The organism is Streptomyces sp. CB09001, from assembly GCF_003369795.1.
Lineage (GTDB): Bacteria > Actinomycetota > Actinomycetes > Streptomycetales > Streptomycetaceae > Streptomyces.
In genome coordinates, this window is record NZ_CP026730.1 from 6,973,776 (window position 1) to 6,994,682 (window position 20,907).

Consider the following 20,907-nt stretch of genomic DNA (forward strand, 5'->3'; position numbering starts at 1 on the left):
CGATGAGCCGTTACCCGCACCTGCTGAGCCCGCTCGACCTGGGCTTCACCACGCTCCCCAACCGGGTCCTGATGGGCTCCATGCACGTCGGTCTGGAAGAGGCCGAGCGCGGATTCGAGCGCATGGCCGCCTTCTACGCCGCCCGGGCCCGCGGGGGAGTGGGCCTGATCGTCACCGGCGGCATCGCCCCCAACGACGCGGGCCGCCCGTACGAGGGCGGCGCCAAGCTCACCACCGAGGCGGAGGCGGACCAGCACCGTGTCGTCAGCGACGCCGTGCACCGCGAGGGCGGCCGCATCGCCCTCCAGATCCTGCACTTCGGCCGCTACGCCTACCACGCCGACCTGGTCGCGCCGAGCGCGCTCCAGGCCCCGATCAGCCCGCACGTCCCGCGTGAGCTGACCGACGCCGAGGTCGAGCGCACGATCGAGGACTACGTCCGCACCGCCCGCCTGGCGCGCGAGGCCGGGTACGACGGCGTCGAGATCATGGGCTCCGAGGGCTACCTCGTCAACGAGTTCATCGCCGCGCGGACCAACCACCGCACCGACCGCTGGGGCGGCTCGTACGAGAACCGCACCCGCTTCCCCGTCGAGATCGTCCGCCGGGTGCGCGAGGCCGTCGGCGAGGACTTCATCGTCGTCTACCGCCTGTCCATGCTCGACCTGGTGCCCGACGGCTCCACCCTGGACGAGGTCATCACCCTCGCCAAGGCCGTCGAGGCCGCCGGAGCCACGATCATCAACACCGGCATCGGCTGGCACGAGGCCCGCATCCCCACCATCGCCACCTCCGTGCCCCGCGGCGCCTACACCTGGGTGACCAAGCGCCTCATGGGCGAGGTCTCGGTCCCGCTCGTCACCACCAACCGCATCAACACCCCCGAGGTCGCCGAGGCGCTGCTCGCCGAGGGCACCGCCGACATGGTCTCGATGGCGCGCCCGATGCTCGCCGACCCCGACTTCGTCGCCAAGGCCGCGGCCGGCCGCCCCGAGGCCATCAACACCTGCATCGGCTGCAACCAGGCCTGCCTCGACCACACCTTCAGCGGCCAGATCACCTCCTGCCTGGTCAACCCGCGCGCCTGCCACGAGACCGAGCTGGTCCTCACCCCGACCCGGCGGCGCAAGCGCGTCGCCGTCGTCGGCGCCGGACCGGCCGGACTGGCCTGCGCGGTCGGCGCCGCCGAACGCGGCCACGAGGTCACCCTGTTCGACGCCGCGAGCGAGGTCGGCGGACAGCTCAACGTCGCCCGCAAGGTCCCGGGCAAGCAGGAGTTCGACGAGACGCTCCGCTACTTCCGCACCCAGCTCGCGGCGCACGGCGTCGACGTACGCCTGAACACCCGCGTCGGCGTCGGCGACCTCACCGGCCACGACGAGGTCGTCGTCGCCACCGGCGTCACCCCGCGCACGCCCGACATCCCCGGCGTCGACCACCCGTCCGTCGTCGGCTACCTCGACGTCCTGCGCGACGGCGCCCCCGTCGGTGAGCGCGTCGCGATCCTCGGCGCCGGCGGCATCGGCTTCGACGTCGCCGAATACCTCACCGACGGCGGCGACAAGGCGCACGAGGACCCCGGGACGTACTTCCGCCTCTGGGGCGTCGACACCGACTACCGCGAGCCCGGCGGCCTCGCCGCGCCCGAGCGCCCCGCGCCGCCGCGCACCGTGCACCTGCTCCAGCGCAAGACGTCCAAGGTGGGTGCGGGCCTGGGCAAGACCACCGGCTGGATCCACCGCACCGAGCTGAGGCACCGCGGCGTCACCATGGTCCCGGGCGTGCGCTACGACCGGATCGACGACGCCGGACTGCACCTCACCGTCGGCGGCGAGGCCACCGTGCTGGAGGTCGACACGGTCGTCCTGTGCACCGGTCAGGAGCCGAGCCGGGGCCTGTACGACGACCTGGTCGCCGCCGGACACCGCGCGCACCTCATCGGCGGCGCCGACGTGGCCGCCGAACTGGACGCCAAGCGCGCCGTCAAGCAGGGCACCGAGCTGGCGGCGGCGCTGTAAGGAGAGGTACGGACAAAGGACGGGAGGAGCGCGGGCGGAGGACGGTCCGTCCCTAGGATGAGGCCATGTCACTCCCGCACGCGATCCTCACCGCCCTGGTCGAAAAGCCGTCGTCCGGGCTGGAGCTGACCCGCCGGTTCGACAGGTCGATCGGCTACTTCTGGTCGGCGACGCACCAGCAGATCTACCGCGAGCTGGGAAAACTGGAGACGCGGGGCCTGATCCGCGCGCTGCCCGAACAGCAGCCGGCCCGCGGCCAGAAGAAGTCCTACGAGGTCCTGCCCGCCGGCCGCGCCGAACTGTCCCGCTGGACCGCGGCCCCGCAGGACCCCAAGCCCCTGCGGGACACCATGCTGCTGCGGCTGCGCGCCGCCGCCGTGGTCGGCACCGCCGGCGTCGAGACGGACCTGCGGCGCCATCTGGAGCTGCACGAGCGGCAGTTGGCCGAGTACGAGGAGATCGAGCGGCGCGACTTCCCGCCCGGCCGGGACAGCGCCGAGGACCGGCTGCGGCACCTGGTGCTGCGGGCCGGCATCGACCTCGAGACGTTCTGGACCCAGTGGCTCGGGCACGCGCTGGCCGAGTTCGCCGAATTGCCCCGCGACGATCCGGCCTGACGGCCTTCGCGGGTGCCCGCTCAGAACCGGTACGGCTTGGAGCGACGCCGCAGGAACCAGGCTCCGGCGATGACGCCGGCCCCCGCCAGCGCGCCGCCCGCCACCAGGGTGGCCGTGCCGTAGTCCTGGACGGCCCCGCCGAGACCGCCCATGACGCCGCCGGGGGACGCGGACGGGGAGGGAGTGGCCGAGCGGCTGGGCGACGGGGAGGGGGAGGGAGCCGAGGAGACGATGACCGTCTGGGTGCCCGCGGTGCTGTTGTTGGAGCACATGACGATCACCGTGTACGTGCCAGGCGAGATGCCCGACCAGGCCGCGGACTGGCCCGAACCGCTGCCGGACAGCGCCACCTGACGCCCCTGGGCGAAGTCCCGCTGACTGCTGGTGAGCAGCGAGGCGGTGCCCCAACTGCCGTTGAGCTGGGCGCAGGCCGTGGTCGTGACCGACACCGTGGTCCCGGTGGTGCTCACGGAGATTCCCGGTCCCGCCGGGGCCGGTCCGGCGGCCAGGGCGACGGGCAGCACGGCGGCGGCCGCCACGGTGGCGCCGGAGCGGAGAAGCGGCGATGAGATGCGCATTGTGGACTGCCCTCCGGCGGCACGGTCGGCGGTACATCCCTTGCGCCGCCGGGATCGGGAACGCCCGTGCCCCCTCTGGCAGCCAACAGGTCGCCGGCCGACCCCGCATGCGGAGCGCGACCGCCCAGGTGACGCCCTCCCCGAGCCGGACGTACGTCAGCGGCCGGCCCCCAACGTCACCTGCCGTTCCTCCGAGAGGCCGCCCCAGGTGCCGTCGGCCAGCCTCGCCCGGACCCGCACCCGGTGCGTCACCCCGGCCTCGCGGCCGGCGTAGAAGCTGTACTCGGCGCGGTCGCGCGGCGCGTCGGCGCCGTAGACCAGCGAGGTCGCGGCACGGCCGTCCAGGTGGATCCGGTACTCGGTCACCGGGGTCTCCGTGTCCGGCGGGACCCACGAGAGGTCGAGATAGTAGGCCCCGTCGGCCCGGTGCGAGGCCGCGCGCAGCTCCGTGGGCGCGGTGGCGCGTCGGTCGTCGGTGCCCGGAGTGGTGAGCCGGACGGCGGCGCCCGCGGGGGAGACGTTGTCGGCGGCGTCCCGCGCCCGCACGGTGAACGAGTAGCCGGTGCCGGCCCGCAACCCCGTGACCACGGCCGCCGTCTGGCTGCCACCGACGCTGTGGACCTTCGTGTCGCCCTGGTAGACGTCGTACGACACCACACCGCGGTCGTCCTTCGCGGCCGACCAGGTGAGCTGGACCGCCCGGCTGCCCGCCGCCCGGCCATGGACGTCCCCCGGACGCGTCGGCGCGGAGTCGTCGGCCGCCGCGGCGGGAGTGGTCGCCCGCACCTCCCGGCTGCGCGGCCCGAGCCGCCCGTCGGCGTCCCGCGCCCGCACGGTGAAGACGTACGCCGTCGAGGGGCGCAACCGGGTGACGTCCACCATCCGCTCGGCCGCCGGTACCTCCCGCACCAGCGTGCCACCGCGATACACCTCGTAGGTCCGCACGTCGTCGACCGCGTTCCACATCACGTGCACGGTCGTCGCGCTGCCGGCCTCGGCCGTGACGCCCGTGGGCACCGCGGGCAGTCCGCCGCCGTCGGCCTCCCCGCCCCCGCCCGGGCCCCAGCCGCAGGAGGTGAGCAGGAGGAGCGTCCCGCAGAGCAGGGCGAACCGGCGCGGGAGAGGGGGAACGGGAACCTTGCGCACGGCTCTGCCTCCCCTGCGGCGCCGATTCGACGGCGTGGACGGTAAAGGTCCGGACCAATAGGACGCCCGTGACGCGGTCACATCAAGGGGGCGGTGGGTGACGACCACTCGGAACGGTTACGTATGCTGGGTCACCTCGCGGTCGAACTGCCCGCATCCTCGCAGAAGTTCGGCCGGTGGCGCGTGGACCCGCTGTCGTCGCCGTCCCGCGCCGGCACGGGCGGCCGGGCGGGCCGGAGCCGGAACAGGCCCGGCCCGCCCGCCCCCGGTCCCGCACCCCCGACGATCCGGGCGTACGGCGGGCGTGCACCGTCTGGCCCTGCGAAAGGTGGTCGCGGGAGCGTTTCGGGGACAGATGAGGCCGAGTGTCCGACCATGCCCCCGAGGAGAGGCCACATCGTGCGTGTCCAGTCGCTGACACTGGTCGCGGCCAGCGCCGCCCTGCTCGCCCCCACGACGTTCCCCGCCGCTCCGCCCGCGCCGCTTCCCGAACCGCCGGTGCGGTCTCTGCTGCCCGGCGCCCCGGACCGGACAGGGCCGCCCGTGCGCGCGGACCGGTCCGGAGTCAGGATCGGCCCCCTGCCGCACGCCCCGGCCGGGCAGCCCGCGCCGCCCGCGCGGCTGCGGACGGACTTCGGCCCCGAGGCCGGGGCCCGTCCGCGGCGGGGCGAGAGCCCCGTCCGCGCCGCCGACCTGCTGGCCAGGGTGCGGGACTGCGACCCCGTCTCGCGTGGGCGCTACCGCAGCGACGCCGGAGCACCGGCGGACATCCCGGTCTGCGGCACCCGGGAGGCCGTGTACTGGAAGGCCGACCTGGACGTCGACTGCGACGGCCGGCCCGGCGACCGGTGCAACAGTGGCACCGACCCGCACTTCAGCCCCGCCACCGCGTACACCGAGTCCGACGGCCGCCCGCTGGACGCCGAACGCCTGCCCTACGTCGTCGTGCCCGGACCCAGCGACACCTGGGACCATCGCGAGGACGACGTACGCGGGGGATCGCTCGCGGCCCTCGTCCACGGGGACCGGGTGCGGTACGCGGTCGTCGGCGACGTCGGCCCGAGCGGCCTCATCGGCGAGGCCTCCTACGCCGCCGCGCGCTCCCTCGGCATCCCGGCGGATCCCGAGGGCGGCGGCGTGGCCTCCGACGTGACGTACATCGTCTTCAAGGGCAGCGAGGTCGAGCCCATCGAGGACATGGCCGCGGCCGAGAAGACGGGGGAGCGGCTGGCACGACGGTTCGTGGACGGGGGCTGAGCGGGCGGCCGGTGCCTTCCGCCCAGCCCGTCCCGGGCCTTCGGGCCTTCCGGTGCCTTCAGACCTTCCGGTAGGAGTACGCCTCCGCGGCCGCCGCCTCCACGGCCGCGAGGTCGGCTCCCGTCGAGGCCGTGACGACCGCCGCCACCGCGCCCTCGACGAAGGGCGCGTCCACCAGACGGGTGTTCCCGGGCAGTTCGTCACCCTCGGCGAGCAGCGCCTTGACGGTGAGCACCGCACTGCCCAGGTCGGTCAGGACGGCGACCCCGGCGCCCCGGTCCACCGCAGCGGCGGCGGCCGCGACCAGTTCCGAACTGGTGCCGAAATCCCCGGACGCGGTACCGCCGGCCGGGGCGACGGCCACCGCCCCGGCACCGCCCGACAGGGCCTTCGCCAGTTCCGCCACGGAGGCGGCCACCTCGGCGCTGTGGGAGACCAGCACGATGCCCACCAACTGCTGCTCGTCACTCACCGGCCGTCTCCTCCAGCGCCACGAAGAGCAGCGCGGACGAGGTCGCCCCCGGGTCCTGGTGACCGATGCTGCGCTCGCCCAGATAGCTCGCCCTGCCCTTGCGGGCCTGCAAGGGCGTGGTCGCCTCGGCCCCCTCCACGGCCGCCGTGCGGGCCGCCGCGAACGAGTCGCCCAGGGCGTCCACGGCGGGCACCAGGGCGTCGATCATCGTCTTGTCCCCCGGGGCCGCACCGCCGAGCGTCCGGACCGCGTCCACACCCGCCCGCAACGCCTCGGCCAGCTGCTCCGCGCTCACCTCGGGGGCGTCCCCGAGTGCCTTGCCGGTACGGCGCAGCAGCGTCCCGTACAGGGGCCCCGAGGCGCCGCCGACCGTGGAGATGAGCTGTCGCCCGGCGAGGGTCAGGACCGCGCCGGGGGTGTCGGGCGCTTCCCTCTCCAGCGTGGCGGCCACGGCCGTGAACCCGCGCTGGAGATTGCTGCCGTGGTCGGCGTCGCCGATGGGTGAGTCGAGGGCGGTGAGCCGTTCCGCCTCGCGGTCGACCAGGGCGGTGGCCGCCGTCATCCAACGGCGGAAGAAGTCGGCGTCGAGCACAGGATCTCCTTGCCTGGTAGGTACGTCGCGTCTCTTCCCCCGCCGGCCGTCACATGCCCCACCGCAGACCCGGGGTGCTGACCGGCGCGTCCCACAGTCCGAGCAGCTCCTCGTCGATCTCGCACAGGGTGACCGAGGCTCCGGCCATGTCGAGGGAGGTGACGTAGTTGCCGACGAGGGTGCGGGCGACGGCCACCCCGCGCTCGCCGAGTACCCGCTGCACCTCGGCGTTGAAGCCGTACAGCTCGAGGAGCGGCGTCGCGCCCATGCCGTTGACCAGGACCAGGACGGGGTTGCGCGGGCCGAGGTCGGTCAGCACCGCGTCCACGGCGGCCTCGGCGATCTCGCCGGAGGTCATCATCGGCCGCCGCTCCCGGCCGGGCTCCCCGTGGATGCCGATGCCCAGCTCCAGCTCACCGGAGGGGAGGTCGAAGGTGGGGCTGCCCTTGGCCGGCGTCGTGACGGCGCTGAGCGCCACCCCGAAACTGCGCGAGCTCTCGTTGACCCGGCGGGCGATCGCCTCCACCTGCTCCAGCGGCCGCCCCTCCCGAGCCGCCGCGCCGGCGATCTTCTCGACGAACAGGGTCGCCCCCGTGCCGCGCCGCCCGGCCGTGTAGAGACTGTCCGTCACCGCCACGTCGTCGTTGACCAGCACCTTCGCGACCCGGATGCCCTCGTCCTCGGCCAGTTCGGCGGCCATGTCGAAGTTGAGCACGTCACCGGTGTAGTTCTTGACGACGAAGAGCACCCCGGCCCCGCCGTCCACGGCCGCCGCGGCCCGCACCATCTGGTCCGGCACCGGCGAGGTGAACACCTCACCCGGACAGGCGGCCGCCAGCATCCCCGGGCCCACGAACCCGCCGTGCAGCGGCTCGTGCCCGGACCCGCCCCCCGACACCAGGGCCACCTCCCCGGACACGGGGGCGTCCCGCCGCACGATCACCCGGTTCTCGACGTCCACGGTCAACTCGGGATGGGCGGCCGCCATACCGCGCAGCGCGTCCGCGACGACGGTCTCGGGGACGTTGATGAGCATCCTCAAGGGTATCTCCTAGGCTGATCGACAGATGGGCTTGTGACCTGCGATTTCGCTGGTCAGAGCGGTGACGGTTGGTTCGCGGTCCTGGCGGTCCGATGCTGACTCGATACTGACCCGGGTGACGCAGCGTCAGGCATTCGTGGCGAGTCGACTGCAGATCGACAAGAGTCCTGCAGGGGCAGTATCGACCTTGCGACCGCGAAGGTCACGCGAGGCGACGTCTGCCGAGGCCAGGGATTACCGGACTGGCAGATACGACCACGCTGCTCGCGTGATCCCCGTTTCGCGGACCTCGCCGCGCAACAGGGACGTAGTGGCCGGTGCGGGCTCGGTCGTGTGGCATGGTCGTGGGCCGCTGTCACGGCGAGCAGAGCGTGGGCGGGCATCGCGAACACCGGCCAACGCCGCCAGGGGGTCCAGCGGCCGACCTGGTGCTCGTCGAGTCCGGCCGGATTCGCGGGCGCCGAGGACTTCGCGGCGGGGTCGCGGCGCTCCAGGCAGGGCCGGGCCGGGCCAGGTGGAATTCACCGGCAGCCGGACGGTCGGGCGAGCCGGTCGGCGTCGGTAGACTGGGCGTTCGGCACCGGACGAGGGGCGGCGGGCGTGGACTACGGCGACAAGCTCTTCTGGCTCTCGGTCCTGATCCAGCGGAGGTACGCGCAGATCTGCGCCGAGTACGACCTGACTTCCTTGCAGGCCACGCTGCTGTGCGCGATCAAGGACGAGCCGCGGCGGATGGCGTACCTCGCCTCCTCGCTCGGCATGACCAAGAACGCGCTGAGTCAGCTCGTCGATCGCACCGAGCGGCGCCACCTGGTCAGCCGAGCGAGTTCGGAGCAGGACCGGCGGGTCATCATGCTCAGCGTGACGCCCACGGGGAAGGTGCTCGCCGAGGCGGTGTTCGCCGAGACCACCAAGCGCCTGCCCGACGTCGCGGAGAACCTCGACGCCGAGGACCAGCGCGACCTCGAACGCCTGGCCACCGCCATCGTGGACGCGTCGGGCGTCTCGGCGTCCACCTCGTCCTGACATACCGCGCAGTCCCGCTCGGCACCCTCATGCCTTGCATCGGTTCATGGCGTGAACTAGTATTGTTCATGCCGTGAACCAATCAGGGTTCATGGCATGCCCCAGCGAGAGGTGAAGACATGGTCACGCGGGAAAGCGGTGCCATCGCGGTCTTCGGTGCGACGGGACAGCAGGGCGGAGCGGTCGTCGACGCGCTCCTGGCCCGAGGAGCGCGGGTGCGGGCCCTCGTCCGCGCCCCCAAGTCCGACCGAGCACAGGCGCTGGCCGCCCGAGGCGTCGAGCTGGCGACCGTCCGGATCGACGACCCGGCGTCAACGGTCGCCGCGCTGGAGGCGGTCGACGCGTTCTACTTCATGACCCCCGAGGCGAACAGCCTCGAGGAGATCGAGGAGGAGGTCCGAGTGGGCACAGCCCTCGTCGATGCGGCGGCCGCCGCACGCGTGCCACACGTCGTGTTCAACTCGGTCTTCGGAGCGGATCGCGAAACGGGCGTGCCGCACCACGACTCGAAGCACCGGATCGAGGAATACCTGAAGCTTTCCGGTCTGAGGGCCACGATGGTTCGCCCGACCGCCTTCATGGAGAACTTCGCGACCGTGATGGCGCCGAGCCTGGAGGACGGAACGATCGTGCTGAGGCTGCCGCTGCCGAACGACATCGCCCTGAAGATGATCTCGATCAAGGACATCGGCCAGGTCGCCGCCGCGATCCTGCTCGACACCGTGGAGGTGCCCGGCGGAGCCGTCGAGGTCGTCGGCGACGAGCCGACGGGCCCCCAGATCGCCGCCGCGTTCGGCGCGCGCGCCGGGCTGCCGTCACGCTACGAGGCCCTGCCACTGAGCGTCCTCGGCAACGACCTCGACAAGGCCATGTTCCGCCAGTTCGCCGAGGCGTCCGAACACCCGTCAGACCTGGCAGCGGTGAAGGCGATCGAGCCGACCATCCGGGACCTGGCCGAGTGGATCCGCTCCACCGGCTGGACCGCACCCGCGGACCGGGTCCGTTCCTAGTACTCCAGCCGTAGGCCGTGATCTCGCCGGCGTGGCGGTCCCGGGCATGGCACGGCCACCGCGTGATCCTCCTCCGGTGTGTCGACATCAGTGCGCGTCGAAGGAGGCAGGAGTGGGCCGCCGGGGCCACCGCCGTACACACGCTTGAAGCGATCGACTCGAGCAAGGGCGAGACGGTGCTGATCCACGGCGCCGCGTGAGGCGTCGGTCCCGCCCGGACGCAGAGCCCGGCCGGGCCGAGGCCTTGGTGGCGCGCCTCGACGAACAAGCCGATGCCCCGTGGGCCGAGTCGGCTTCCGCGGGCGGCGGAGACGCCGTCGCCCCGGGCGTGCGTCTCGCCCGGGCCCTGCGTGGGAGTGTCCGGCCAGGGCCGGCGCACCCGTGGAGGGCCCGCTCCCGTACGGGTACCGCGTGTCCTGCGCGACCACATGGCCTGACATGCTGGTACCGCGGGCACCGCACCCGGTCGACGAGGACCGGCGGGCTATCCGCCCGCACCCTCACGTACCTGTTCCGCTGGGAAGGCTCTCCTTCGTCATGCCCTTGGCTCTGCTGGCCCTGGCCGTCGTCGCGTTCGGCATCGGCACGACCGAGTTCGTCACGATGGGGCTCCTGCCCCAGATCGCCGACGGCGTCGGAGTGTCCGTGCCGCACGCGGGCAACCTCGTCTCCGCCTACGCACTCGGCGTCGTCGTCGGTGCGCCGCTGCTCACCGGGATGGGCGCCCGGGTGCCGCACAAGCGACTGCTGCTGATCCTCTCGGGCGTGTTCGTCGTCGGAAACACCGCGTCGGCGCTGGCCCCGAACTTCGCCCTGCTGTTCGCCGCGCGCGTCCTGGCCGGGCTTCCCCACGGCGCCCTGTTCGGCGTGGGTGCCGTCGTCGCCGCCAAGCTGGTCGCGCCCGACCGGGCGGCCCGCGCCGTCTCGACCATGTTCCTCGGCCTCACGGTCGCCAACATCGTCGGTGTCCCCGTCGGAACCGCCCTCGGCCAGCAGCTCGGCTGGCGTTACGCGTACGCCGCGGTGTCCGCGATCGGCGTCGTGGCCTTCGTCGCCCTGGTGCTGCTGATCCCGCATCAGCCCCGTGGCGCACAGTCCGGCGTCATGCACGAGCTGCGCGCGATGAAGAACAAGCAGGTGATGCTCGGCCTGGTCACGGCGGTCGTCGGCTTCGGCGGCTACTTCGCCGTGTACAGCTACCTCGTGCCGATGCTGACCCATCTGACGGGCATCTCGGACGCTTCCACCACCCTGGTGCTCGCCCTGTTCGGGGTGGGGATGACGGTGGGCACCCTCGTCGCGGGCCCGCTCACCGACCGGGCGCTGCGGCCGACGCTCTACGCGGGATTCGCGCTGCTCGCCGCGTCACTGGTGGCGCTGTACTTCACGATCGGTCAGGTGGTGCCCGCGCTCGTCGTCATCACGGTCGTCGGCGCCCTGAGCTCACTGATCACCACCCCCGTGCAGATGCTGCTCATGACGAAGGCGCACGAGGCGCCGACGATGGCGGCGGCGTCGAACCACTCGGCGTTCAACCTGGCCAACGCGGGCGGCGCCTGGCTGGGCGGCCTGGTCATCGCCGCGGGCTGGGGCTGGTCCTCGCCCGCCCTGGTCGGCGCCGCCCTGGCCGTCGTCGGCCTCGGACTGGCCGTGACCGGCGGATACCTCGACCGCGGCGGGCGCGGCTCGAAGATCGTCACGGCCTCCGGCACGGCCCGCGAAGCCGGTGACGCGGAGGAGGGGAACGCCCCGGCCGTGTCCGCGCGGAAGCCCCCTTCCTCCTGACCCGGTCCGGTCACCACCTCGCCCCGCGGCACCGGGCGCGACCTCGGTGTCCGGTCACCACACCTGGGGGCGTCGCTGCAGCGTGCCGCGGTCGCGGGGTCTGGTGCGCACCCCCCACTGCCCGAAGGGCGTGGGAGGTGCCCTCAGCGGCTCGGGTCGGCGACAAGGCACCGTCCCCCGGAGCCGGCCTGATCCAGATGACACCGATGGGCCGGCCGCTCCTGTCCCTCGACCGAGGCGTTGCCGCTGTCCTGCCTCACACCGGCTCAACCCACGAGCGCGGCCGCACCGTCGTCGCCGTCCTGCACCGAAAACCGACGCGGCGTACGCGCGCGCGGAGGCTAGCGAGGCGCCGCGAGTACGTTCCGGAGTACGTTCTCGAGCGTGACGCCGGCCAGCTCGTGCCTCAGCGTCTCCTCGATGCCCTCGTAGATGCCCCGCATCGCCGGCTGGATGCCATGACCCACCACGCATCCCTGGTCCGGAGTGGTGCGGTGCATCGCGAACAGCGGGCCGGGTTCCACTGCCTCGTACACGTCGAGCAGGGTCATCGACCCCAGCTCGCGCGCCAGCGACCAGCCCGCGCCCACACCCCGTCGGGACTCCACGAGCCCGGCCCTGCGCAGCTCACCGAGCAGCCGCCTGATCACCACGGGATTGGTGTTCGCGCTGGAGGCGATCTGCTCGGAGGTGGCGACCTCATGGCCCTGGCGCTGGTAGAGACCGATCCAGGCCAGCGCGTGGGCGGCAATGGTCAACCTGCTGTTGGCACTCACGAACCCCTCCTCTCGGCCGCAACGCTTTATGTTACGACGACCTTGTCGTAACAACAATGGTTGCATCCATCTGTCGTAACAATTAGCGTTGCGACTATCGGGAAGGCCGACCAACGAGGTGGGAAGAATGAGCAAGTCACTTGAGGGCAAGGTGGCCGTGGTCACCGGAGGCAGCAGCGGCATCGGGTTCGCGACCGCGGGTGCGTTCCGCGACGAGGGCGCCGAGGTCTTCATCACCGGTCGCCGCAAGGACGCGCTCGACGTCGCGGTCGCCGAACTCGGATCTGCCGTGACCGGCGTGGTCTGTGACGTCTCGGTGCCCTCGGACCTCGACGCGTTCTACCGCACCGTGCGCGACCGGGCCGGCCGCATCGACGTGCTGGTCGCCAACGCCGGCATCGGAATCGCGGCTCCGTTCGGCGAGGTGACGGAGGAACTGATCGACCGGGTGTTCGCCACCAACGTCAAGGGAACGATCTTCACTGTGCAACAAGCGCTGCCGCTGCTCAGCGCCAACGCCTCGGTGATACTCACGGGTTCGACCGCCTCGACACGGCCCACCCAGGGACTCGAGGTCTACGCGGCATCGAAGGCCGCCGTCCGCAACCTGGCCCGCGGCTGGGCCCTCGGCTCACGCGCACACGGCTTCCGGGTCAACGTCGTGTCCCCGGGCGGTACCCGCACCGCTGGTCTGCTCGAGCTGGTCCCGCCCGAGGCTCTCGAGCAGGCCCAAGGTGAGGTCCCGCTCGGCCGGCTCGCCGAACCCGAGGAGATCGCCGCCGTGACGACGTTCCTCGCCTCGGACGCGTCGAGTTTCGTCAACGGTGCCGAGTTCTTCGCCGACGGCGGTTATGCGCAAGTGTGAGTGCTTCGGGCCGGTGGTACGGCTGATCGCCGGTGCGGTTCCTGCTCGTCGGCGGTGACGGGGCACGCTGCGAAGCGCCTCGTGGGGGAAGTCCGGTCGAAGTCCGGCGCCGACCCGCAACGGTGGGCGGAGCCCCGTACGGGCTCCGTAAGCCCGATCACCCGCGGTGGTGAAGCCCCTGCCGATCGCCGTGGACTGCGAGAGGTGCTGTGCAGGGCGCCCAGCGTCCGGGCCCGCTCCTTCGATCACGCGGGCGCACGGCCCGACGCGAAAAGCGAACCGCCTGTGGCCACGCTCCGCGACCGGACACCCGCCGCGCCACCGCACCGCACGACGAGCAGCGGGCCCCCGCCGCCCAGGGACGACAGCGGCGAGGACGAGCCGCTCGCCAACGTCTCCGCCGTCAAGAACGGCCGGATCGTCATCCTCGACTACGCCGACCTCGTCGAGAGCCCGCGCACCCCCGCCGCCGTCAGCTCGCCGGCGGCCGACCTGAGCAGCCTCGCCTCCTGGCTCCGGCCGGTGCGACGGCGCTCCGGCCCGTGCGCGGATTCCGGTCCTCAGACGTGCATTTCGGCGGGAAAGCCCGTCCAGCGCAGCTCGGTGGGCAGGTGCCGCATGTCGTTGGAGAGGAGGACGGAAGCCGCCCGGCCGGGCGCGTAACGGATGACCGTGAGCGCCGCGTTGCAGTGGTTGAGGCCGAGCCACCGCCACTTCGGCGCGTGCATGGCGTCCCGGACGAGCCAGGCGACGAGGAAGTTGTGGGTGACGACCAGTTCGTGCCGGTCCTGGGCGCCGTCCGTCACCGCCCCCGTGTAGCGACGCAGCGCCTGACGGGCGAGCCCGGGTCCGCGTCTGCGTTCCTCCTCGCCGGCACCGGCGAGGAAGCGGAGGTAGAGGTCCGCCGACTCGGCCGGGAGTTCGGCGCGTTCGGGTATGTGGGGCACGTAGTCACCGGCGACTTCCGAAACACGCGGAGTGATGCCCTCCAGTTCGTCCGCGATCAGGCGCGCGGTCTGCTCGGCCCGCGGCAGGGGGCCGTGGTGGACGGCGGTGAGGGGAATGCCGCGGAGCCGTTGGCCGAGCAGGGCGGCCTGTCGCCGACCGGCCGGCGTCAGCCCGCTCTCGTCCGGTGCGGCCTCACCGTGCCGCGCGAGGTAGAGGTAGCGGGTGGCCGTGCCGGTCATCTCGGACTCCTCGGGGCGCACAGGGGATCTTGTGCGTCAACAGACGCCTGCCCCCGTAGGTTGGTTCCCCTCGCGCCGTGAAAGCGGGCACGGTCCCGCGGGCGCGTCAGCGCACGACCTCGGCCCAGACCACCTTGCCGGAGTCCGTCCACCGCACGCCCCACCGGGTGGTGAGCCGGTGCACCACATGCAGGCCGCGCCCCCCGTCGTCGAGCAGACCGCCCCGGCCCAGCCGCGGTCTGCCGTTGCCGGTGTCGCCGACCTCGCACAGCAAACCGGGACCGGCCCTGATCAGCCGTACCGTGATGGGGCCGCCGGCGAACCGCACCGCGTTGGTGACCAGCTCGCTGACCAGGAGCAGAACGCTGTCCCGGGTGCTATCCCTGGTGTGCCACTGCCGCAGCAGCGCGGAGACCAGCGCGCGCGCCCGGGCGGCGGCGTCGTCGCGAGCGGGCAGCCGCCAGGTCGCGGTGTCCCCCTTGCGGTAGCCGATCGTGCGGGCGATGAGCAGGGTCACGTCGTCGCGCTGGTGCGTCGGCATCACGTCGGAGACCACCCGGCGTGCGGCCTGCTGCAACGAGTCCCACGGATGCACGCCGGACACGGCGTCCGCCAGCCTGGCGATGCCCTCGTCGATCGGTACGGCCGGATCCTCGACCAGGCCGTCGGTGTACAGCGCGAGCAGGGAGCCCGGGGATGCGACGAAGGTGTGCACGCCGTACGGCTCCCGCAGCGCGAACTCGGTACCCAGGCCGGGGTGCGGGCGGACCGGGAGGGGGCCGGCGCGTCCGTCCGGCGAGACCAGGATCGGGGGGAGGTGGCCCGCGCTGGACAGCGTCACCCGGTGGCTGACGGGGTCGTAGACGGCGATGCAGCAGGTCGACCCGAGCGCGCTGTAGCCGGCCGCCAGCCCGGACTCCGCGTCGTCCAGCAGCGTCACCGTCTCGTCCAGGTGCTCCAGCACCTCGTCGGGGGCCAGCCCCGCGGAGAGCAGCGCCCGGGCCTCCATGCTGAGCTGCCCCATGGTGGCCGCGGCGCCCAGGCCGTGCCCCACGACGTCGCCGACGACCAGCGCGGTACGGCCGTCCGGCAGCGGGAAGCTGTTCACCCAGTCTCCGCCGACGCCCGCGCTGTCGGGGGTGGCGGGCTGGTAGACGCTGGCGGTCTGGACGGTGCCACCCGCGGAGCGCGGCAGCAGCCGCCGCTGCAGGGCCAGCACCTGCGTGTGCTCGCGCTGGTGCTGGCGGGCCAGGTCCACGTGGTGGGAGGTCCTGGCCACCAGCTCCTGGAGGTCGAACAGCTCGCTGTCGGCGAAGGGACGGTCCGCCCGCCGCCACACCTCCGCCAGGCCCAGGACGACGGGCGGATCACCTTCCAGGACCAGCGGTACGCACGCCACGCCCGCCGACCGCTCCCCGGGCACCAGGGCACGTACCAGCCGAGGGCTGCCGAGCACCCGCTCGATCGCCGCCCGGTCGGGGATGACGATGGACTGCGGGGCGTCGGCGCGCCGTATCGCCTGCGACAGCAGGCGACTCGCGTCGCTGGGAAGATCCTCGCCCAGGGTCACGTAGCCCTCGGGCCAGGCCCGGTCCGGCACCAGGGCCGCCCGCCGCAGCCGGATGCGGTCCTGCGCCCGCTCGGTGACCCCCTCGCCCGTCCACACGGCGAAGTCGAGGTCGACGGCGGCGACGTCGCCCCAGGCCAGCAGGGACTCCGCCAGCGACTGCGCCGTCTCGCCGATGTCCAGCGAGGTGCCGATCGCGGTCTCCGCGGCGTACAGGTGCAGCCTCCTGGCCATGGCGATCACGGAGACGGTCAGGCCCTCCCGGGGCGCCGCCGCGGGCAGGATGCTCATCGAGACCACCAGCTCGGACCCGTCGCCGCGCCGCAGCCGCTGGACCCGGGCGACGTGTGCCTCACCGGTCTCCAGGACCTGCCGCAGGCGCCGGGTGACCGTCGGCACGTCCCCCTGGGGCAGGAGATCGACGAAGGGGCTCCCGATCGCGGCGTCCAGCCCCGCGAAGACGGGGGCGTCGAGATTGCGGTGGGTGACCCTCAGCTCCCGGTCCAGATTGACCGCACCGAGGATCTGCTCCTGCCCGCCCGCCGGCGGACGGTCGGCTCCGGGCGGGGGTGCGCCGGGGTCGCCCTGCGACTCCGCGGGGCCGGCCGCCGCCGCTCCGCCATGCGGCAGGTACCGCCCGAGGGCGCTGCTGACCAGGTCGAACGGAGACGAGGACGAAGGGGAGGGTGTGGAGTCCATGCGGCTCCCTCAGCTCGCTCGCCAACCCCGGCACAGTGCCGGGGCCGTACCCGAACCCGTGCGGAAGAGCCCCCGAGGGCCCCGACCGCACACCCCATTCAATAACACGCGCGGACGCTTCGCCCACATCAGCCGACCGCGCGCTCAACACGGAAAGTGACGGAAGGGGCGCCCCTACAGCCACTCCCCTTCCAGGGCCGTGGCCGTCAGGCCCGGGGCCGCCGCGTACAGGACGGCTCGGCTGCCCGCCTTCTGCCCGGCGTCGTGCGCCCGGCGCAGGATGTCGAACACGGCGGCCCCGCCGCGGTTGCCGCTGGTGTAGCTGTCCCGGCTGTACTCCAGGAGCCCCGAGGGCCACTCGTCGGGCATCGTCTGCTCCATGTACTCCAGCACACGGGTCCCGCCGGGGTGCGCGAGCAGGACGTCGGGGTGCCAGGAGGAGGGGTCGTCCTCGTAGCGGACGCGGAGCCACTCCCACATCGCGGTGACCGTTTCCTGCACCGCCCGCGGCCCGCGCCGGTCCATCACGAAGTGGGTGCCGTCCGCCCGCGTCTCCAGGCGGTGCAGGTCCCGTGTGCCGGGCAGGGTGTGGTGCCAGGCGGAGTCCAGCCGGAGCACCGACTCGGGCCTCGGGCGGCCCGTGACCACCGCGGCGACCGCGGTGTCCGCGAACAGCAGCCGGACGATCAGGGACTCCAGGGTGTCGTCCGCGGGCTGGTAGGTGGTGCTCAGCGCCTCGGAGATCACGACCAGGACCACCCGGTCGGGGTCCGCCGCCACGAGGTCGGCCGCCAGCGCCAGGGAACGGGTCCCGGCCACGCAGGCCCACTGCGTGGCGGGCAGCAGCATGGTGTCGCCGCGCAGCGGAAGCCGGTTGGCCAGGGCCACGTCCAGTCCGGGCAGGGCCGGGGTGGTGGAGTTGCTGGTGATCAGGCAGTCGACGTCCGCGACGTCCAGTCCGGCGATCTGCAGGGCCCCGCGCGCCGCGCGCTCCCCGTAGGACTGCACGGCCTCCCAGGCCGGGGCGGTGCGCTCCTGGACGGTCTGCGGCGCGGGTACCGCCTTCAGGGCGGCGATCGCGCGGTCCGCGTCCTGCTCGGTGAACCCGTCGCGGACCAGCGCCTCCCGGGCGGTCGCGAGATCGCCGCCCGCGCCGGGCGCGACGGCCGCCTCCAGGGGGAGCATCCAGCCGCGGCTCTCGATGCCCGTACTGGCCGCGATGCCGTCGATCCGCGGTGCCCACGGCGCGTGCGGGTGCCGGCCGCGTACTTCCTCGACGATCTCTCGGGTCTCGACGGAGTGCTCGCCGTGTATCACGGCGGGAGCGCACAGGTATGCGGCCACGATCGGCACCTTTCTACGGGGTCTGCGGGGGAGCAGGTGAGGAAGGGGAACGGGTGAGGGAGGAAACGGGAAGACGGTGGGAGGAAGCGCGCGAGGGAGGGAAAGCACCACGCGTGCTGTGGCCTGGCTCACGTCAGTGCGCGCGGCCAAGTCGGCGGCGGCACACGCCACTTCGCGCGGCACCGCTCACTTCGAGCATGGCCGCGAAAAGGGCATTTACGCAGTGACCCACGCAACTTGGGCGGCCATGGGATACGTGAGACGGCGCACACGCCCGAAGGCCGCCCCGAAGACGGCCGGTCGGGCCCGGTTCTACCGGCCGGGCCGGTGAAGTGCCGTGATGCCGGTCAGGACGAGGGTGATCCCGGCGAGGAACTGCTCACGGTCGTCGTGGCCGCGGACCTGGTCCGCCACGGCCCGGGTGAACGGGTACGCGTCCGGGTCGAGCCCTTCCCATGCCGTCGACACGGTGTCCAGGAACTCGTCCCGGTCAACGGCGGCCGTCGACGGGCCGGCGCTCGCGGAGTTCGCGGCGTTCTGGCCGGCGGCGCCGAGGATGTAGTGCATGAGCGCCGAGGAGGCCGTGAACCAGTCGGACTCGGGCACGCCCATCGCCTGGACCTGGCGGCCGAGGCTTTCGAAGATCCGCGGCGCCACCGTCCCCCGGGGCGTGCGGGACAGCTGCGTCGCGAGCTGTGTGGCCAGCCACGGGTGCGCTTCGGTCGCGTCCCACAGGCCCAGCGCGACGGCGCGGACCGCGTCCTGGGGCGTCTCGGCGGCACCCGGGGGCCCGACGGTCACGGCGGCGGTCACGACCGCGTCCGTGGCGGCGCCGAGCAGCTCGGCCTTCCCCGTGATGTGCCAGTAGATCGCCCCGGGGCCGGTCGCGAGGTGCTCGGCCAGGGCGCGAAAGGTGAGGCCGCGCTCTCCCGCGGTGTCGAGGAGCTCGACGGCCGCCCCGACGATGCGCTCCCGCGAGAGGGGTTCCTGCCGCCGTTCCGGACGGCGCGACCTGGTTGCCATGCGCCCATCCTAGACCGCTTGGAACGCTGTTCCAGCTTGACAGGCACTGGAACGTCGTTCCACTCTGGCAGTGCTGGAACGCCGTTCCAGTGCACATCGGTCCTGCCGGGTCTCCGCCCCGGGACCGCCATCAGGAGGGAAGCACCATGACCACGCACGTCACGATCGTCGGCGCCGGACTCGGCGGCCTCACCCTCGCCCGCGTCCTGCACGACCACGGCATCCCGGCCACCGTCCACGAGGCCGAGGCCTCCGCGGAGGCACGCGCGCAGGGCGGGATGCTCGACATCCACGACGGCAACGGCCAACCCGCGCTCCGGGCCGCGGGGCTGGCCGAGGAGTTCCGCGGGCTCGTCCTGGAGGGCCGTCAGGCCTCGCGGGCCCTCGCCCCGGACGGGTCGGTCCTGTACGAGGAGGGTGACGACGGCACGGGCGGGCGCCCCGAGGTGATGCGTGGCGAACTGCGGCGGATGCTGCTCGATTCGCTGCCGGCCGGCACCGTCCGCTGGGGCCGCAAGGTCCGTGCCGCCCGCCCCCTCGGCGACGGCCGCCACGAGGTGGCGTTCGCCGACGGCACCTCCGTCGTCACGAGCCTCCTGGTCGGCGCCGACGGTGCGTGGTCCCGGGTGCGGCCGCTGCTCTCCGACGCCGCACCCGAATACGTCGGCATGTCGTTCGTCGAGACCTGCCTGCTCGACGCCGACACCAGGCATCCGGCCACGGCGAAGGCGGTCGGTGACGGTGCGATGTTCGCGCTCGCGCCGGGGAAGGCGATCCAGGCCCACCGGGAGAGCGGCGGGACCCTGCACGCCTACGTGGCCCTGCGCAGGCCGCGCGAGTGGTTCGACGGCATCGGTCTCCCCGGAGCGGCGGGCGTCGCACGGCTGGCGCGGGAGTTCGCCGGCTGGGCGCCGGAGTTGACCGCGCTGATCACCGACGCCGACACCGCGCCGGTCCTCCGCCCCCTGCACACCCTCCCCGCCGCCCACCGGTGGGAGCGGGTGCCGGGCGTGACCCTGCTCGGCGACGCCGCCCACCTCATGCCCCCGTCCGGCGAAGGCGCCAACCTGGCCATGTACGACGGCGCGGAACTCGGCGCGGCCCTCGCCGCACACCCCGGCGACGTGGAGGCCGCGCTGACCGCGTACGAGCGGGACCTGTTCCCGCGCGGCGCGGCGGAGGCCGCCGACGCGTCCCGGCTGCACACGCTGATGTTCGGCGACGACGCGCCGCACGGCCTGATCGAGATGCTCGCCGGGCAGCAGTAGCCGGTCCCGCCGCCTCACGCGGACGTCGGCGTGTCCGAGGGCAGTGTCCGGGTGACCGGGCGGCCGCCGTCACGCCGCCGCGGGCGGATGCGGGAGGCCAGGCTCCAGCGGCCCGGGCCGAGGGCGGCGAGCAGGAGGAAGGACCAGCAGAACATGGCCGCCGACTCCCCGCCGTTCTCGATGGGGAAGAGCCCGTCGGGCTGGTGCTCGACGAAGTAGGCGTACGCCATGGACCCGGAGCACAGGACGGCCGACGTGCGGGTCGCGAGACCGCACAGAACCAGCGTGCCGCCGACGAGTTGCACCACGGCGGCCCACCAGCCGGGCCATGCGGCGAAGCCCGGAGTGGGCCCGTGTGGACCGCCCAGGACGTCGAACAGGGTGGCGGCTCCGTGGCAGGCGAACAGCAGGCCTACGACGATGCGGAAGAGCGCGATCACGTGCTCCCTGCGTTTTTCCAGCGCTTCCAACGGTGGTGCTCCTCTCTTGCGCAACGACCGCCGGGGAAACGGGCGGCCGGTGGGGATGGTGCGCAGCACGGGGCGGGGCCGACGGCGTCCCGAGGGAGGGGGAGACGCGCAACCCATTCGACTTTTAACCATCACGACGACCCTTGTCTAGACCAATTGCGCAAC

Annotated in this window: 19 protein-coding genes, 1 pseudogene and 1 riboswitch; of the genes and pseudogenes, 9 read left to right on the forward strand and 11 right to left on the reverse strand. The window is 73.0% G+C overall.

The window, feature by feature from the left end:
• The first annotated feature begins 2 nt into the window (after positions 1–2).
• Together C4J65_RS32000 and C4J65_RS32005 are read left to right on the forward strand one after the other, a co-directional pair.
• The gene (locus C4J65_RS32000) at positions 3–2,018 is read left to right on the forward strand and encodes an NADPH-dependent 2,4-dienoyl-CoA reductase (protein WP_115745562.1); all 2,016 of its coding nucleotides are present in this window, start codon (positions 3–5) and stop codon (positions 2,016–2,018) included.
• Positions 2,019–2,083: 65 nt separating this feature from the next.
• Positions 2,084–2,635, forward strand: a complete 552-nt coding sequence (locus C4J65_RS32005; RefSeq protein WP_115745563.1) for a PadR family transcriptional regulator — start codon at positions 2,084–2,086, stop codon at positions 2,633–2,635.
• 20 nt (positions 2,636–2,655) lie between these two features.
• Here C4J65_RS32005 and C4J65_RS32010 read toward each other — a convergent pair whose 3' ends face one another.
• Complete coding sequence (locus C4J65_RS32010) at positions 2,656–3,213, reverse strand: hypothetical protein (protein WP_115745564.1); 558 nt, start codon at positions 3,211–3,213, stop codon at positions 2,656–2,658.
• 156 nt (positions 3,214–3,369) lie between these two features.
• Entirely contained in the window at positions 3,370–4,359 is a 990-nt protein-coding gene (locus C4J65_RS32015; RefSeq protein ID WP_115745565.1) for a fibronectin type III domain-containing protein, read from the reverse strand.
• A 399-nt stretch (positions 4,360–4,758) separates the two neighbouring features.
• On the opposite strand from C4J65_RS32015, the gene C4J65_RS32020 reads away from it, so the two are divergent.
• The gene (locus tag C4J65_RS32020; RefSeq protein WP_205351102.1) at positions 4,759–5,616 is read left to right on the forward strand and encodes a glycoside hydrolase family 75 protein; all 858 of its coding nucleotides are present in this window, start codon (positions 4,759–4,761) and stop codon (positions 5,614–5,616) included.
• Between the two features lie 58 nt (positions 5,617–5,674).
• Here the strand turns inward: C4J65_RS32020 and C4J65_RS32025 are convergent, their stop codons facing one another.
• The 3 genes from C4J65_RS32025 to dhaK are packed head-to-tail and all read right to left on the reverse strand — an operon-like array spanning position 5,675 to position 7,722.
• Entirely contained in the window at positions 5,675–6,088 is a 414-nt protein-coding gene (locus tag C4J65_RS32025; protein ID WP_162833453.1) for a PTS fructose transporter subunit IIA, read from the reverse strand.
• Complete coding sequence (dhaL, locus tag C4J65_RS32030; RefSeq protein WP_115745567.1) at positions 6,081–6,680, reverse strand: dihydroxyacetone kinase subunit DhaL; 600 nt, start codon at positions 6,678–6,680, stop codon at positions 6,081–6,083. The genes C4J65_RS32025 and dhaL overlap by 8 nt, the downstream gene beginning before the upstream one ends.
• Positions 6,681–6,729: 49 nt before the next feature.
• A complete protein-coding gene (gene dhaK / locus C4J65_RS32035) occupies positions 6,730–7,722 on the reverse strand; it encodes a dihydroxyacetone kinase subunit DhaK (protein ID WP_115745568.1) in 993 nt (330 codons plus the stop codon).
• A gap of 600 nt (positions 7,723–8,322) precedes the next feature.
• On the opposite strand from dhaK, the gene C4J65_RS32045 reads away from it, so the two are divergent.
• The 3 genes from C4J65_RS32045 (at position 8,323) to C4J65_RS32060 (ending at position 11,543) form a co-directional block, all read left to right on the forward strand.
• Complete coding sequence (locus C4J65_RS32045) at positions 8,323–8,748, forward strand: MarR family transcriptional regulator (RefSeq protein WP_115745570.1); 426 nt, start codon at positions 8,323–8,325, stop codon at positions 8,746–8,748.
• A 119-nt stretch (positions 8,749–8,867) separates the two neighbouring features.
• Positions 8,868–9,758, forward strand: a complete 891-nt coding sequence (locus tag C4J65_RS32050; RefSeq protein WP_115745571.1) for an NmrA/HSCARG family protein — start codon at positions 8,868–8,870, stop codon at positions 9,756–9,758.
• 537 nt (positions 9,759–10,295) lie between these two features.
• A complete protein-coding gene (locus C4J65_RS32060; RefSeq protein ID WP_115745573.1) occupies positions 10,296–11,543 on the forward strand; it encodes an MFS transporter in 1,248 nt (415 codons plus the stop codon).
• A 341-nt stretch (positions 11,544–11,884) separates the two neighbouring features.
• On the opposite strand, the gene C4J65_RS32065 is transcribed toward C4J65_RS32060, so the two are convergent.
• A complete protein-coding gene (locus C4J65_RS32065; RefSeq protein ID WP_115745574.1) occupies positions 11,885–12,319 on the reverse strand; it encodes an Rrf2 family transcriptional regulator in 435 nt (144 codons plus the stop codon).
• A 127-nt stretch (positions 12,320–12,446) separates the two neighbouring features.
• Here C4J65_RS32065 and C4J65_RS32070 point away from each other — a divergent pair, with 127 nt between their 5' ends.
• Together C4J65_RS32070 and C4J65_RS36920 are read left to right on the forward strand one after the other, a co-directional pair.
• Positions 12,447–13,184, forward strand: a complete 738-nt coding sequence (locus tag C4J65_RS32070; RefSeq protein WP_115745575.1) for an SDR family oxidoreductase — start codon at positions 12,447–12,449, stop codon at positions 13,182–13,184.
• A gap of 84 nt (positions 13,185–13,268) precedes the next feature.
• Positions 13,269–13,347, forward strand: a riboswitch (cobalamin riboswitch).
• A gap of 215 nt (positions 13,348–13,562) precedes the next feature.
• Positions 13,563–13,679 (forward strand): annotated as a pseudogene (locus tag C4J65_RS36920) (iron transporter); the annotation flags it as partial.
• Positions 13,680–13,744: 65 nt separating this feature from the next.
• Here the strand turns inward: C4J65_RS36920 and C4J65_RS32080 are convergent.
• The 4 genes from C4J65_RS32080 to C4J65_RS32095 all read right to left on the reverse strand — a co-directional run bounded on the left by C4J65_RS32080 (position 13,745) and on the right by C4J65_RS32095 (position 19,004).
• Complete coding sequence (locus C4J65_RS32080) at positions 13,745–14,371, reverse strand: histidine phosphatase family protein (RefSeq protein ID WP_115745576.1); 627 nt, start codon at positions 14,369–14,371, stop codon at positions 13,745–13,747.
• A 106-nt stretch (positions 14,372–14,477) separates the two neighbouring features.
• Positions 14,478–16,637: a SpoIIE family protein phosphatase gene (locus tag C4J65_RS32085; protein WP_162833454.1), complete on the reverse strand. Its 2,160-nt coding sequence runs from the start codon at positions 16,635–16,637 to the stop codon at positions 14,478–14,480.
• Between the two features lie 174 nt (positions 16,638–16,811).
• Positions 16,812–17,981: a type III polyketide synthase gene (locus C4J65_RS32090; RefSeq protein ID WP_115745577.1), complete on the reverse strand. Its 1,170-nt coding sequence runs from the start codon at positions 17,979–17,981 to the stop codon at positions 16,812–16,814.
• A 312-nt stretch (positions 17,982–18,293) separates the two neighbouring features.
• Positions 18,294–19,004 carry a TetR family transcriptional regulator gene (locus C4J65_RS32095; RefSeq protein ID WP_115745578.1) on the reverse strand — a complete coding sequence of 237 codons (711 nt, stop codon included), beginning with the start codon at positions 19,002–19,004 and terminating at the stop codon, positions 18,294–18,296.
• Between the two features lie 146 nt (positions 19,005–19,150).
• On the opposite strand from C4J65_RS32095, the gene C4J65_RS32100 reads away from it, so the two are divergent.
• Positions 19,151–20,272 carry an NAD(P)/FAD-dependent oxidoreductase gene (locus C4J65_RS32100; RefSeq protein ID WP_115745579.1) on the forward strand — a complete coding sequence of 374 codons (1,122 nt, stop codon included), beginning with the start codon at positions 19,151–19,153 and terminating at the stop codon, positions 20,270–20,272.
• A gap of 14 nt (positions 20,273–20,286) precedes the next feature.
• Here the strand turns inward: C4J65_RS32100 and C4J65_RS32105 are convergent, their stop codons facing one another.
• Positions 20,287–20,742 carry a DoxX family protein gene (locus C4J65_RS32105; RefSeq protein WP_115745580.1) on the reverse strand — a complete coding sequence of 152 codons (456 nt, stop codon included), beginning with the start codon at positions 20,740–20,742 and terminating at the stop codon, positions 20,287–20,289.
• Between the last annotated feature and the right edge of the window lie 165 nt (positions 20,743–20,907).

Excerpts from the sequence above, each read along its gene's own strand:
- C4J65_RS32060 (WP_115745573.1), top strand. The coding sequence starts at position 10,296 with ATGCCCTTGGCTCTGCTGGCCCTGGCCGTCGTCGCGTTCGGCATCGGC.
- C4J65_RS32080 (WP_115745576.1), bottom strand. The coding sequence starts at position 14,371 with ATGACCGGCACGGCCACCCGCTACCTCTACCTCGCGCGGCACGGTGAG.
- C4J65_RS32010 (WP_115745564.1), bottom strand. The coding sequence starts at position 3,213 with ATGCGCATCTCATCGCCGCTTCTCCGCTCCGGCGCCACCGTGGCGGCC.
- C4J65_RS32100 (WP_115745579.1), top strand. The coding sequence starts at position 19,151 with ATGACCACGCACGTCACGATCGTCGGCGCCGGACTCGGCGGCCTCACC.
- C4J65_RS32095 (WP_115745578.1), bottom strand. The coding sequence starts at position 19,004 with ATGGCAACCAGGTCGCGCCGTCCGGAACGGCGGCAGGAACCCCTCTCG.
- C4J65_RS32005 (WP_115745563.1), top strand. The coding sequence starts at position 2,084 with ATGTCACTCCCGCACGCGATCCTCACCGCCCTGGTCGAAAAGCCGTCG.
- C4J65_RS32000 (WP_115745562.1), top strand. The coding sequence starts at position 3 with ATGAGCCGTTACCCGCACCTGCTGAGCCCGCTCGACCTGGGCTTCACC.
- C4J65_RS32050 (WP_115745571.1), top strand. The coding sequence starts at position 8,868 with ATGGTCACGCGGGAAAGCGGTGCCATCGCGGTCTTCGGTGCGACGGGA.
- C4J65_RS32085 (WP_162833454.1), bottom strand. The coding sequence starts at position 16,637 with ATGGACTCCACACCCTCCCCTTCGTCCTCGTCTCCGTTCGACCTGGTC.
- C4J65_RS32070 (WP_115745575.1), top strand. The coding sequence starts at position 12,447 with ATGAGCAAGTCACTTGAGGGCAAGGTGGCCGTGGTCACCGGAGGCAGC.